Origin of the sequence: Streptomyces sp. WZ.A104, assembly GCF_002382885.1 — a bacterium.
Classification (GTDB): Bacteria; Actinomycetota; Actinomycetes; order Streptomycetales; family Streptomycetaceae; genus Streptomyces.
Map to the genome: position 1 here is coordinate 1 of NZ_NWVL01000035.1, position 13,982 is coordinate 13,982.

The 13,982-nt window shown below is 69.2% G+C and carries 5 protein-coding genes and 1 tRNA gene; 5 read left to right on the forward strand and 1 reads right to left on the reverse strand.

Annotation, left to right across the window (positions count from 1 at the left end; translation table 11 throughout):
- The first annotated feature begins 269 nt into the window (after window positions 1-269).
- Window positions 270-342, forward strand: a tRNA-Thr gene (locus tag CIB93_RS19635).
- A 67-nt stretch (window positions 343-409) separates the two neighbouring features.
- Here the strand turns inward: CIB93_RS19635 and CIB93_RS19640 are convergent.
- Window positions 410-3,034 carry a SpoIIE family protein phosphatase gene (locus tag CIB93_RS19640; protein WP_096628470.1) on the reverse strand — a complete coding sequence of 875 codons (2,625 nt, stop codon included), beginning with the start codon at window positions 3,032-3,034 and terminating at the stop codon, window positions 410-412.
- A 400-nt stretch (window positions 3,035-3,434) separates the two neighbouring features.
- On the opposite strand from CIB93_RS19640, the gene CIB93_RS19645 reads away from it, so the two are divergent.
- The 4 genes from CIB93_RS19645 (at window position 3,435) to CIB93_RS19660 (ending at window position 13,858) form a co-directional block, all read left to right on the forward strand.
- Window positions 3,435-8,855 (forward strand): HAMP domain-containing protein, encoded by a 5,421-nt coding sequence (locus CIB93_RS19645; protein WP_096628472.1) that lies wholly within the window; start codon window positions 3,435-3,437, stop codon window positions 8,853-8,855.
- Window positions 8,856-9,099: 244 nt separating this feature from the next.
- Window positions 9,100-9,783, forward strand: coding sequence for a two-component system response regulator (locus CIB93_RS19650; protein WP_096628473.1), 684 nt, complete (start codon window positions 9,100-9,102; stop codon window positions 9,781-9,783).
- Between the two features lie 116 nt (window positions 9,784-9,899).
- Window positions 9,900-12,734: a DNA translocase FtsK gene (locus CIB93_RS19655; protein WP_096628475.1), complete on the forward strand. Its 2,835-nt coding sequence runs from the start codon at window positions 9,900-9,902 to the stop codon at window positions 12,732-12,734.
- A 323-nt stretch (window positions 12,735-13,057) separates the two neighbouring features.
- On the forward strand, window positions 13,058-13,858 hold the full coding sequence (locus tag CIB93_RS19660; protein ID WP_096628476.1) for a helix-turn-helix domain-containing protein: 801 nt from the start codon (window positions 13,058-13,060) through the stop codon (window positions 13,856-13,858).
- The last annotated feature ends 124 nt before the right edge of the window (window positions 13,859-13,982 follow it).

Consider the following 13,982-nt stretch of genomic DNA (forward strand, 5'->3'; position numbering starts at 1 on the left):
CCGGAAGCTAAGCCTTTCAGCGCCGATGGTACTGCAGGGGGGACCCTGTGGGAGAGTAGGACGCCGCCGAACAATTTTTCCGGGAAAGCCCCGTACCGCAAGGTACGGGGCTTTTCTGCATTTCGGCCAGTTTCCGGGACGCGTTCCAAAACAGTCCTGCAGCCGCTGACGGCCGCAGTCCGTGGGACTCTGGTGGGCCTCTGCCGGGCGCGATTGTGTGAATCCCCGGATCCCGTGTATGGTTTACCTCGTTGCCGCAGCGCAACGAGGCCCCAATAGCTCAGTCGGTAGAGCGTCTCCATGGTAAGGAGAAGGTCTGCGGTTCGATTCCGCATTGGGGCTCAGAGAAGAACGAAAGGCCCCCGCCATACGGCGGGGGCCTTTCGCGTTGACGGGCAGATGCTGCCGGTCAGATGTGGGGCGGCTCCGGGACGCGCATCGCGAGGATCGCCATGTCGTCCGAGGCGGGTTCGGCCGCGAAGCGTTCCACGGCCCTGAGGATGCGTGCGGCGACCGCGCCGGCCGTCAGGCCCGTACAGGTCGACAGGACGTCCGCGAGGCCGTCGTCGCCCAGCATGCGGGCTCCCTCGCGGCGTTCGGTGACGCCGTCCGTGACGCAGAGGAGGACGTCGCCCGGGTTGAGGGTTACCTCCTGCTCGTACAGGTCGAGGTCCTCGATGACGCCGAGCAGCGGCTGCGGTTCGGCGGCTGCCTCCACGGATCCGTCCTGGCGCAGGCGCAGCGGCAGTGGGTGGCCGGCGCAGACGACCTTCAGGAGGGCGCTGCCGTCCTCCTGGGGCCACAGCTCGCCGTACAGGAGGGTGAGGAAGCGGCTGCGGGCGCCCTCGTCGAGGATCGCCGCGTTGAGGCGCTCCAGGACCGCCGGGCCGCCGAAGCCCTCGCGGGCGAGCAGGCGCAGGGCGTGGCGGGCCAGGCCGGTGACCGCGGCGGCCTCGGGGCCCGTACCGCAGACGTCGCCGACGGCGAAGCCGTACGCGCCGTCACGGATGGGGAAGACGTCGTAGAAGTCGCCGCCGACCTCGTTGCCCTCGCCCGCCGCGCGGTAGATGACCTCGATCTCGACGTTCGGGACGTCGGGGAGTCCCGGGGGCAGCAGGCTGCGCTGGAGGGACTGGCTGATCGCCGTGCGCTCCGAGTACAGGCGGGCGTTGTCCAGGGCCAGGGCGGCCCGTCGGGACAGGTCCTCGGCCAGTTCCAGGATCTCCTGGCGGAAGTGGTCGTCCGAGGGCTTCCCGAGCGTCAGCATGCCGATCACGCGGTTGCGGGCGACCAGCGGGAGCACCACCGTCTCGCCGCCGACGGCCTGGGCCGTGGCGAGCGTGGTGCGGGTGGCCATGCTCATGCTCAGGGGCGCGTCGTGCCGCAGGCTGCGGGTCGACGTGGACAGCGCCGCGCGGTGGCCCGCCTCCGAGGGGGCGGCCCAGATGCGAGCGCCGGGGGTGGGGACCGGGTCCGGCGGGGCGATCTTGGAGAGGAGGGCCTTGAGGCCGTCGATGAGGTCCTCGTCCTCGTGGAGCACGTACGAGAGGTACGGGTCGGAGGACTGGTCGGCGATGGTGTAGACGGCGCACCAGGCGGCGAGGGTCGGGACCGTCATCTGGGCCATGAGGGCCAGCGTCTGGTCCCGGTCGAGAGTCCCGGCCAGCAGGTCTGAGGCCTCGACGAGGAAGGACAGGGAGCCGCGGCGCAGGCGTTCCAGCTCGCCGAGGCGGGCGGACTCCACGGCGAGCGCGATGCGGTCGGCGGCGAACTGGAGGCGCAGGGCCTCCTCGTTGGAGTAGCGGCCCGGGCCCTCCGCCGCGACGCCGAGGGAGCCGGTGAGGCGGCCCTCGACCTTCAGCGGGACCGTGACGACCGAGCGCATCCCGGTGTCGGTGAGGAGCGGGACGGCGCCGGGCACGGCGGTCAGGTCCTCGTGGACGGCCGGCATCCGGGCGGAGCCGTAGCGGCCCGCTCCGGCTTCCACGGGGACGCGGGCGAAGCGCTGGCGGGCCGAGGGGAGACCCGTCGTGGCGCGGACCTCCAGCTCCGTCTCGTCGTCGGTGGCGAGCAGGAGGAAGGCCGCGTCGGCGTCGAGCATGTCGCGGGCCCGCTCGACGGTGCGCTGGAGGAGGCCGTCCAGGTCGTCGGGGGCGGGGGAGCCGATGAAGATCTCGAAGGGGTCCGCGGTGCGGTTCTCGGAGGCGTTGGAGACCGGGGCGCGGGCCGGGGACTGGAGCACGGCGCGTTCGTCGTCGCGGACGAGGAGACAGACCGTGGAGGGTTCCCCGTCGGTGTCTCGGACGCGCAGGTGGGAGGCGTAGACGGCGATGTTCCGGCCGTCGGCGCCGCGGATTCCGTAGCTGCCCTCCCAGCGGGAGAGCTGGAGGGCGTCGGCGATGCCGGTGTTGGTGCCGGGGGTGTGCGGCCAGGCCACGAAGTCGGTGAACTGCTTGCCGGTGACCTGCTCCGCGCTGTGTCCGAAGACATACGCCGCGTCGTCGTTCCACGCCGTGATGGAGCCGGTGCTGTCGATCTGGACGACGGCGACCCGGACGCGCTGGTCGGTGACGGGAAGGAGCGAGGTGGGCAGGACCGGTCCCGCGGAGCGGATGCCCACCGGGCGGTCGGGCAGGTCCAGCTGGAACCAGACATGTTTGCGCGTGGGCGAGTACTCGACGCCCCAGCGCGCGGCCAGGGCGGCGCAGAGGAGCAGCCCGCGGCCGTTCTCACGGTCGGGGCTGCCGAAGTCGAGGCCGTTGCTCTGGAGCGGGACCTCGCGTTCCGGATAGTGGTCGGAGACCTCGACCCGTACGCCGTCCTCACTGCGCAGGCACAGCACATCGGCCGCTGTCCCCGCGTGCACCACGGCGTTGGTGACGAGCTCGCTGGTGAGGACGACGGCGTCGTCGACGACATCGTTGTAGCCCCACCCCTGGAGGGTGTCCCGGACGAAGGCGCGGGCGGTCGCGACGGAGCGCCCGACCGGTTCGAAGGTGGCGGCCGCGCGCGCGGTGATCACAGCACTCCCCATATGGTGTCTCGTCGCTTCCCCGAGTCCTGTGCCCGTTTCTCGCCGCTTCGATTCGCTTGCCAGGCTAGACGTTCGTTCAGGGTGCCGGGTACACGAGGGCCGAGATCGGGACAGGACGGTCCGTGGTGGTGCGCGGGCGCACAAGTATGGACTTCCGATGGAAGGGATGCGGGGCGACCGGGGGAGGTTGCTCGCCGACCGGTTCCAGCCTGGTACGTTGCAACGATTTGACGTCTGCCCGGTCACCCGTTGACGGTGTGCTGTGGCGGTGAGCCAAAGTGGAACTGGGCAAGCTATCCGGATAGGCCCGAGCGAAACGGTCAACCCCTGCGGGAGGGACACGGTGGAGTCTGGCGTGGCGGCGCGGGGTTCGAAGACGCGTACTAAAGGCGGACAGTCCGTGAAAAAGCAGCGCAATGGCACCGTCGAGGTCGACGCGGCAGCTCTCAACAGACTGCTCGCGGGACTTGCGGCGATGCGCGACGGAAATTTCCGCAGGCGGCTGACCGTCTCCGGCGACGGTGTGATGACGGAGATCGCGGCGGTCTTCAACGAGGTCGCCGACCGGAATCTGCATCTGACCGGTGAGCTGGCGCGCGTACGGCGGGTGGTCGGGCGTGAGGGGAAGCTCACGGAGCGGCTGGAGACGGGGGCCTGTGAGGGTTCCTGGGCGGCCGCGATCGATGCTTCCAACGAGCTCGTGGACGATCTCGCGCGACCGGTGTCCGAGGTGGGCCGGGTGCTGTCGGCGGTCGCCGACGGTGATCTGGAGCAGCGGATGGAGCTGCGGTCGCACACGACGGACGAGACGGTGCGCCCGCTGCGCGGCGAGTTCCTGAAGGTCGCCCGTACGGTCAACAACCTCGTCGACCAGCTGTCGGTCTTCACCGAGCAGGTGACCCGGGTCGCCGTCGAGGTGGGCACCGAGGGCAAGCTCGGCGGGCAGGCCCAGGTGCGGGGGATGTCCGGGTCGTGGAAGGACCTCACGGACTCCGTCAACACCATGGCGTACCGGCTGACCGCGCAGGTGCGCGACATCGCGCTGGTCACGACCGCGGTGGCCAAGGGTGATCTGTCGCGGAAGGTCACCGTCCATGTGGCCGGTGAGATGCTCCAGCTGAAGAACACCGTCAATACGATGGTCGACCAGCTGTCCTCGTTCTCTTCCGAGGTGACGCGCGTCGCCCGTGAGGTGGGTACGGAGGGCGAGCTCGGTGGTCAGGCGACCGTGCCGGGCGTGGCCGGGGTCTGGAAGGACCTCACCGACTCCGTCAACACGATGGCGGGCAACCTCACCTCCCAGGTGCGCGGTATCGCGGAGGTGACGACGGCGGTCGCCAGTGGTGACCTGACGCAGAAGGTCACGGTGAGCGCGCGGGGCGAGGTCGCCCAGCTCGCCGAGACGATCAACCAGATGACCGAGACGCTGCGCACCTTCGCGGACGAGGTGACGCGTGTGGCGAGCGAGGTCGGTGGTGAGGGGCTGCTCGGCGGTCAGGCGCAGGTGCCGGGCGCCGCGGGGACGTGGAAGGACCTCACCGACTCGGTGAACACGGTCTTCCGGAACCTGACGACGCAGGTGCGTGACATCGCGCAGGTGACGACGGCGGTGGCCAGCGGCGACATGTCGCAGAAGGTCACGGTCGATGTGGCCGGGGAGATGCTGGAGCTGAAGAACACCGTCAACACGATGGTGGACCAGCTCCAGGCCTTCGGCTCCGAGGTGACGCGGGTGGCCCGTGAGGTCGGCGTCGAGGGCCGGCTCGGCGGCCAGGCCGAGGTCCCGGGCGCCGCGGGGACGTGGAAGGACCTCACCGACTCGGTGAACACCGCCTTCCGCAACCTGACCGGTCAGGTCCGGGACATCGCGCAGGTGACGACTGCGGTCGCCAACGGCGACCTGTCGCAGAAGGTCACCGTGGATGTGGCCGGGGAGATGCTGGAGCTGAAGAACACCGTCAATACGATGGTGGCGCAGCTGTCCAACTTCGCCGACCAGGTGACGCGGATGGCCCGGGACGTGGGTACGGAAGGCCGCCTCGGCGGTCAGGCGCGCGTGGACGGCGTCTCGGGGACGTGGAAGGAGCTCACGGACTCCGTCAACTTCATGGCCGGGAACCTCACCTCCCAGGTGCGGCAGATCGCCCAGGTGACGACTGCGGTGGCGCGGGGTGACCTGTCGCAGAAGATCGACGTGGACGCCCGGGGCGAGATCCTGGAGCTGAAGAACACGATCAATACGATGGTCGACCAGCTTTCCGCCTTCGCCGACCAGGTGACGCGGGTCGCCCGTGAGGTGGGGACGGACGGGCGGCTGGGCGGTCAGGCGCAGGTGCCCGGCGTGGCCGGAGTGTGGCGAGATCTGACCGATTCGGTGAACGGTATGGCGGGGAACCTGACCGCTCAGGTCCGTAACATCGCGCAGGTCGCCACGGCGGTGGCGCGGGGTGACCTGTCGCAGAAGATCGACGTGGACGCCCGGGGCGAGATCCTGGAGCTGAAGAACACCCTCAATACGATGGTGGACCAGCTGTCCAACTTCGCGGAGCAGGTGACGCGGGTCGCCCGCGAGGTGGGTACGGAGGGCATCCTCGGCGGTCAGGCCGAGGTGCAGGGTGTGTCCGGTACGTGGAAGGACCTCACCCAGTCCGTCAACGGCATGGCGAACAACCTGACCCTCCAGGTCCGCAATATCGCCGAGGTCACCACCGCGGTCGCCAAGGGCGATCTCTCCAAGAAGATCACCGTCGACGCCAAGGGCGAGATCCTCGAACTCGTCACGACCGTCAACACGATGGTCGACCAGCTGCTGAACTTCGCGGACGAGGTCTCGCGTGTGGCGCGTGAGGTGGGTACCGAGGGCATTCTCGGCGGTCAGGCGCGGGTTCGCGGCGCGACCGGCATCTGGAAGGACCTCAGCGAGAACGTCAACCTGATGGCCAACAACCTGACCAGCCAGGTACGTAACATCTCGCGGGTCTCCTCGGCGGTCGCCAACGGCGATCTGACGAAGAAGGTCACCGTGGAGGCGCGCGGCGAGGTCGCGGAGCTGGCCGACACCGTCAACACCATGGTGACGACGCTGTCCTCGTTCGCTGACGAGGTCACGCGCGTGGCCCGTGAGGTGGGTACGGAAGGTGAGCTGGGCGGCCAGGCCCGGGTGCCGGGAGTCTCCGGTACGTGGAAGGACCTCACCGAGTCGGTGAACTCGATGGCCTCCAACCTGACCGGGCAGGTGCGGCAGATCGCGACGGTCACGACGGCCATCGCCAAGGGCGATCTGACCAAGAAGATCGACATCGACGCGCGCGGTGAGATCCAGGAGCTGAAGAACACCATCAACACGATGGTCGACCAGTTGTCCTCGTTCGCCGAGCAGGTGACCCGGGTCGCCCGCGAGGTGGGCACCGAGGGGCAGCTGGGCGGCCAGGCGCGGGTGCGGGACGTGGACGGCACCTGGCGCGATCTCACCGAGTCGGTGAACGAGATGGCCGGGAACCTGACCCGACAGGTGCGCGCCATCGCGGCCGTCGCCACCGCGGTGACCCGCGGCGATCTGAATCTGAAGATCGACGTGGACGCGGCGGGCGAGATCCAGGTCCTCCAGGACAACATCAACACGATGATCGCGAACCTCCGCGACACCACCCTCGCCAACAAGGAACAGGACTGGCTGAAGGGCAACCTGGCCCGGATCTCCGGTCTGATGCAGGGCCGCCGCGATCTGGACGACGTGGCCTCGCTGATCATGAGCGAGCTGACGCCGGTCGTCTCCGCCCAGCACGGCGCGTTCTTCCTGGCGATGGCGCCCGACTCCGACGAGGTGGGGCCGGACAACGACGACGACGGTTCGTACGAGCTGCGGATGCGGGGGAGTTACGGCTACTCCGCCGGTTCGATGCCGACCTCGTTCCGGCCCGGCGAGACGCTCATCGGGACGGCGGCCGAGGAGAAGCGGACGATCCAGGTCGACAATGTTCCGCCGGGCTATCTGAAGATCTCCTCCGGTCTCGGCGAGGCACCGCCCGCGCATGTGATCGTGCTGCCGGTGCTCTTCGAGGGCAAGGTGCTCGGGGTGATCGAGCTGGCGTCGTTCCAGCCGTTCACGCACATCCAGCGGGACTTCCTCAACCAGCTCGCCGAGATGATCGCGACGAGCGTCAACACGATCAGCGTCAACACCAAGACCGAGAAGCTGCTGGAGCAGTCGCAGGAGCTGACCGAGCAACTGCGCGACCGTTCGCAGGAGCTGGAGAACCGGCAGAAGGCACTCCAGGCGTCCAACGCCGAGCTGGAGGAGAAGGCCGAACTGCTGGCCCAGCAGAACCGCGACATCGAGGTGAAGAACACCGAGATCGAGGAGGCGCGGCAGGTCCTGGAGGAGCGCGCCGAGCAGCTCGCGGTCTCGATGCGCTACAAGTCGGAGTTCCTGGCGAACATGTCGCACGAGCTGCGTACGCCGCTCAACTCGCTGCTGATCCTGGCCAAGTTGCTCGCGGACAACGCCGAGAGCAATCTCTCGCCGAAGCAGGTGGAGTTCGCCGAGACGATCCATGGGGCCGGTTCCGACCTGCTCCAGCTGATCAACGACATCCTGGACCTGTCCAAGGTCGAGGCGGGCAAGATGGACGTCAGCCCGACCCGGATCGCGCTGGTCCAGCTGGTCGACTACGTGGAGGCGACCTTCCGCCCGCTCACCGCGGAGAAGGGACTCGACTTCTCCGTACGGGTGTCGCCGGAACTTCCCGCGACGCTGCACACCGACGAGCAGCGCCTGCTCCAGGTGCTGCGCAACCTGCTGTCCAACGCGGTGAAGTTCACCGACAGCGGGGCGGTGGAGCTGGTGATCCGGCCGGCCGGCGCCGATGTTCCGAACTCCATCCGGGAACATCTGCTGGAGGCGGGTTCGCTACGGGACGCGGACGCCGATCTGATCGCCTTCTCGGTCACCGACACCGGGATCGGGATCGCGTCCAGCAAGATGCTGGTGATCTTCGAGGCGTTCAAGCAGGCGGACGGTACGACGAGCCGCAAGTACGGCGGTACGGGCCTCGGACTCTCCATCAGCCGGGAGATCGCGCGGCTGCTCGGCGGCGAGATCCACGCGGCGAGCGAGCCGGGCCGGGGCTCGACCTTCACGCTCTACCTGCCGCTGCACCGCGCCGAACTGCCGCCCCAGGGCTACCCGCAGGTGGGTTCAGGTTCGGCCGAGGTGCTGGGCGGCACGGTCGAGAGCGGGCAGTCCTCGGCCCCGCTCGGCGATCCGGCCAACTCCGCGGGACTGTTCCGACGCCGGCGCAAGGCGCTGGGGGACGCGGCCCGCAGGTCCGCGCTGCCGTCCGGCCGGACGGCAGCCGAGAGCGCACCGGCCCAGAACGAATGGGCGCAGGGGAGCCAGGGGCAGGCCGCTGCGGAGGAGCCGGAGCCCCGGCGGACGTTCCGCTTCCGTGGCGAGAAGGTGCTCATCGTCGACGACGACATTCGTAACGTCTTCGCGCTGACGAGCGTGCTGGAGCAGCACGGACTGGCGGTGCTGTACGCGGAGAACGGGCGCGAGGGCATCGAAGTCCTGGAGCAGCACGACGATGTGACGGTTGTGCTGATGGACATCATGATGCCCGAGATGGACGGTTACGCGACGACGACCGCGATCCGCCGGATGCCGCAGTTCGCCGGACTGCCGATCGTCGCGCTCACGGCGAAGGCGATGAAGGGCGACCGGGAGAAGGCGATCGATTGCGGAGCTTCCGACTATGTGACGAAGCCGGTCGATCCTGATCATCTGCTCGCGGTGATGGAGCAGTGGATGCGCGGAGAGTGATCGAGTATTGAACGAGTTGACGTGAGTTGTTGACCGACTGTGCTCGAACGGGTGTGAACGCGCTGGATTCGGGGAACCTTCTGGTCTCCCAACGCGTTTGAGGTATGTGCACAGTGACATCGCGGTGACAGGGTGTGGTGACGGGCGGGGTGCGGCTACCATGACCGGCACAAGGACGGACGGCGTAAGGGAGTCGTCCCCTGGGGCGGCACCCGGTGCATTTCCGGGGCGAGGAGGACGGGCCATGGTGCAGAAGGCCAAGATCCTCCTGGTCGATGACCGGCCGGAGAATCTGCTGGCGCTGGAGGCCATCCTCTCTGCGCTCGATCAGACACTGGTCCGGGCATCGTCAGGGGAGGAGGCGCTGAAGGCGCTGCTCACGGACGACTTCGCGGTCATTCTGCTGGACGTCCAGATGCCGGGCATGGACGGTTTCGAGACCGCCGCACACATCAAGCGGCGGGAGCGGACCCGGGACATCCCGATCATCTTCCTCACCGCCATCAACCACGGCCCGCACCACACCTTCCGGGGCTACGCGGCCGGTGCGGTGGACTACATCTCCAAGCCGTTCGACCCCTGGGTGCTCCGCGCCAAGGTCTCGGTCTTCGTCGAGCTGTACATGAAGAACTGCAAGCTCCGTGAGCAGGCCGCGCTGCTGCGCCTCCAGTTGGAGGGCGACGGCCACGCGGGCGGCGAGGACGAGAAGGAACCCGCTGGTCTGCTGGCCGAGCTCTCCGCACGGCTCGCGGCGGTCGAGGAGCAGGCCGAAGCGCTCTCCAAGCAGCTCGACGACGAATCCGCGGACGCCGCGGCGGTCGCCACGGCCGCCCATCTCGAACGCAAGCTGACCGGCCTGCGCCGCGCGCTCGACGCGCTGGAGCCGGGCACGGGCGGCAGTACGGGCGTGCTGCCCGCCCAGGGCTGACATCCTCGCCCCTCCGCCGTGAGGCGTCGTCAGTTTCCGGCTGCCGGAAGGCGACACAGTCGGGTGAACCAGTAGGCGAACGTGTTCACGGGCGACGACAGCGGTAACCTCGCATCATGGCCTCACGTACGTCCGGCAAGGGTTCCCAGGGCACGGCGGGCACCGCGAAGCGGGTCGGCCGTACCCCGGGCCCGGCGAAGAAAGCCGCGCCCGCCAAGAAGACCGCGCCGAAGAAGTCGGCGGCCCCCGCGAAGAAGGCCCCCGCGAAGAAGGCGGCGGCCAAGAAGCCCGCGCCCAAGCCCGCACCCTCACCCACCGGTGGCCTCTACCGCCTGGTGCGGGCCGTCTGGCTCGGGGCGGCGCACGGTGTCGGTGCGGTGTTCCGTTCGATAGGGCGCGGGGCGAAGGGACTTGACCCGGCCCACCGCAAGGACGGGCTCGCGCTGCTGCTCCTCGGCCTGGCGCTGATCGTCGCCGCGGGCACCTGGTCCCACCTCCAGGGGCCGGTCGGCGATCTGGTCGAGATGCTCGTCACCGGTGCCTTCGGCCGGCTCGATCTGCTCGCGCCGATACTGCTGGGTGCGATGGCCGTACGGCTGATCCTCTATCCGGAGCGCCCGGAGGCCAACGGCCGCATCGTCATCGGCCTGTCCGCCCTGGTTCTCGGCGTCCTCGGACAGGTCCACATCGCCTGCGGTTCGCCGGGCCGGGACGCGGGCACCGAGGCGATGCAGGACGCGGGCGGTCTGGTGGGCTGGGCCGTGTCCAAACCGCTGATCTTCATGATGGGTGAGGTGCTCGCCGTACCGTTGCTGGTGCTGCTGACCGTCTTCGGGCTGCTCGTCGTCACCGCCACCCCGGTCAACGCCATCCCGCAGCGGCTGCGTCAGCTCGGTGTCCGCCTCGGCATCGTGGAGGCCCCGCCCGAGCCCGGTGACGTGTACGGCGACGACGACGAGCGCTACGACGAGCAGTGGCGCGAGGCGCTGCCCGGGCGGTCGCGGCGGGGTTCCTCGCGCCGCCCGGACGTGGAGCCGGTCCACGACCACGACCAGGCCGAGGCGGAAGCGCTCACCAAGCGCCGCAGGCCCCGGCGGCCCGCGGTGCAGCCCACGATGAACCGGCCCATGGACGCGGTGGACGTCGCGGCCGCAGCGGCCGCCGCGCTCGACGGAGCGGTTCTGAACGGCATGCCCCCCTCGCCGATCGTCGCCGACCTCACCCAGGGCGTCTCGGCGGACCGGGAGCGCACTGGTACACCCGTGCCCGGGGCCCGGGAGGCCGAGCGGGACGGCGGCGCTGCGGGGAAGGCGGGCGCGGGCTCCGGCCGCGCGGCCGGACGTTCCGGGGGAGAGGCGGCCGACCGTTCCGGCGGCGGAGGCGGCGCTTTCGGAGGCGTACCGGATCTGACGAAGCCCGCCCCGGAGCGCCCCGAGGGACTGCCCGCCCGCGCCGAGCAGCTCCAGCTGTCCGGTGACATCACCTACTCCCTGCCCTCGCTCGACCTGCTGGAGCGCGGCGGCCCCGGCAAGACCCGCAGCGCGGCCAACGACGCCGTTGTGGCCTCGCTGACCAACGTGTTCACGGAGTTCAAGGTCGACGCCGTGGTCACCGGCTTCACCCGGGGCCCGACGGTCACCCGTTACGAGATCGAGCTCGGCCCCGCCGTGAAGGTCGAGAAGATCACGGCGCTGGCCAAGAACATCGCGTACGCCGTGGCGAGCCCGGACGTGCGGATCATCTCGCCGATCCCGGGGAAGTCCGCCGTGGGCATCGAGATCCCCAACTCGGACCGAGAGATGGTCAACCTCGGTGATGTGCTGCGCCTCGCGGACGCGGCCGAGGACGACCACCCGATGCTCGTGGCGCTCGGCAAGAACGTCGAGGGCGGCTATGAGATGGCCAACCTCGCCAAGATGCCGCACGTCCTGGTCGCCGGTGCCACCGGCTCCGGCAAGTCCTCCTGCATCAACTGCCTGATCACCTCGATCATGGTGCGGGCCACCCCGGACGACGTGCGGATGGTCCTCGTCGACCCCAAACGCGTCGAGCTCACCGCGTACGAGGGCATCCCGCACCTGATCACGCCGATCATCACCAACCCGAAGAAGGCCGCCGAAGCGCTCCAGTGGGTCGTACGGGAGATGGACCTGCGCTACGACGACCTCGCCAACTTCGGCTACCGGCACATCGACGACTTCAACCACGCCGTGCGCAACGGCAAGTGCAAGGCTCCCGAGGGCAGCGAGCGGGAGCTGTCGCCGTACCCGTATCTGCTGGTGATCGTCGACGAGCTGGCCGACCTGATGATGGTCGCCCCGCGCGACGTCGAGGACTCCATCGTCCGCATCACCCAGCTCGCCCGCGCCGCCGGAATCCACCTGGTGCTCGCCACCCAGCGACCCTCGGTCGACGTCGTGACCGGCCTGATCAAGGCCAACGTGCCCTCCCGGCTCGCCTTCGCCACCTCCTCGCTGGCCGACAGCCGGGTCATCCTCGATCAGCCCGGCGCCGAGAAGCTCATCGGCAAGGGCGACGGTCTTTTCCTGCCGATGGGAGCCAACAAGCCCACCCGTATGCAGGGCGCCTTCGTGACCGAGGACGAGGTCGCGGCCGTCGTCCAGCACTGCAAGGACCAGATGGCCCCGGTCTTCCGGGACGACGTCGTGGTCGGCACGAAGCAGAAGAAGGAGATCGACGAGGACATCGGCGACGACCTGGACCTGCTCTGCCAGGCCGCCGAGCTGGTCGTCTCCACCCAGTTCGGGTCGACCTCGATGCTCCAGCGCAAGCTGCGGGTCGGCTTCGCGAAGGCGGGCCGGCTGATGGACCTGATGGAGTCCCGCAACATCGTCGGACCCAGCGAGGGATCAAAGGCCCGCGACGTCCTCGTGAAACCCGAGGAACTCGACGGGGTGTTGGCCGTCATTCGGGGGGAATCCGCTCCCTGAAGGGTGAATCCACCCGTAAAGGTTTCGTGGGCAACCGTTTCGCGCGGTCGTACGTCCAGTTGAAGGGAGGGACGGAACCATGCTCCTCCGCTTGGCTCCGCCCGTCTCCGTCCTGTCCGTCCTCCCACCCCGTTCGGCCCACTACAGGTTGCCCAGTCCTCGATCGGGGCTGTTGCTCCGTCCCCGCTCCGCCCCCGGAGCCGGAGGCGGGGCCGTCCGGCGAACCCGATGGCTTACAAAGTCGTCCTCCCGGTTGCCCCTCTCTTTCGTACCCCCTCTAGACTGAACATCCAGCAGGTGGCTCACGCTCGAAAGGCGCCCCCGTGTCCATCGGCAACTCCCCCGAAGACGACCGGCCTTCGATCGGTCGTGCCCTCCAGCAGGCTCGTATCACCGCAGGTCTGACGGTCGAGGAAGTCAGCAGCTCCACCCGGGTGCGCATCCCCATCGTGCACGCGATCGAGCAGGACGACTTCTCCCGCTGCGGCGGCGACGTCTACACCCGCGGCCACATCCGCACGCTCGCGCGCGCCGTCGGCCTCGATCCGGAACCGCTGGTCGAGGAGTACGACGCCGATCACGGCGGCCGTCCCGCACCGACCCCGGCGGCACCGCTGTTCGAAGCGGAACGCATCCGTTCCGAACCCCGGCGGCCCAACTGGACCGCCGCCATGGTCACGGCCATCGTCGTCGTGATCGGGTTCGTGGGCTTCACGCTCTTCAGCGGCGAGGAGAAGCCCTCGAACACCGCCCAGGTCGCGGAGGGCTCGAAGCCCGACAAGACCGCGGCCAAGCCCACCGCCACCAAGCCCTCCGACCCCAAGCCCGTGCCCTCCGAGAGCGCCATCGCCGCAGCCCCCCGGGACAAGGTGACGGTCAAGCTCAGTGCTGACCGGGACAAGAGCTGGATCTCCGCCAAGGACCACAACGGCCGGCTGCTCTTCGACGGGCTGCTGCTCCAGGGCGAGTCCAAGACCTTCCAGGACAAGGAGCGCATCGACCTCGTTCTCGGCAACGCCGGGGCGATCGACCTCTTCGTCAACGGCAAGCAGGTCCAGGACCGCTTCGGTCCGGGCACGGTAGAGCGGCTGTCCTACACCAAGGGCGACCCCGAGGCCGGCTGATCCGCTGTCCCTCGACGCGCTACCCCTCCGACGGGCGTCCGGCCTCGCGCCGGGCGCCCGTCGGCGTTCCAGGCCGGGAACCTGTTACTCCCCGTAGCAGGAAGCGCCGGCCGGGAGGGGGGCA

What these genes read in the sequence shown, in the direction of transcription:
- CIB93_RS19640 (WP_096628470.1), bottom strand. Translation starts at nt 3,034, where the DNA reads ATGGGGAGTGCTGTGATCACCGCGCGCGCGGCCGCCACCTTCGAACCG.
- CIB93_RS19650 (WP_096628473.1), top strand. Translation starts at nt 9,100, where the DNA reads ATGGTGCAGAAGGCCAAGATCCTCCTGGTCGATGACCGGCCGGAGAAT.
- CIB93_RS19655 (WP_096628475.1), top strand. Translation starts at nt 9,900, where the DNA reads ATGGCCTCACGTACGTCCGGCAAGGGTTCCCAGGGCACGGCGGGCACC.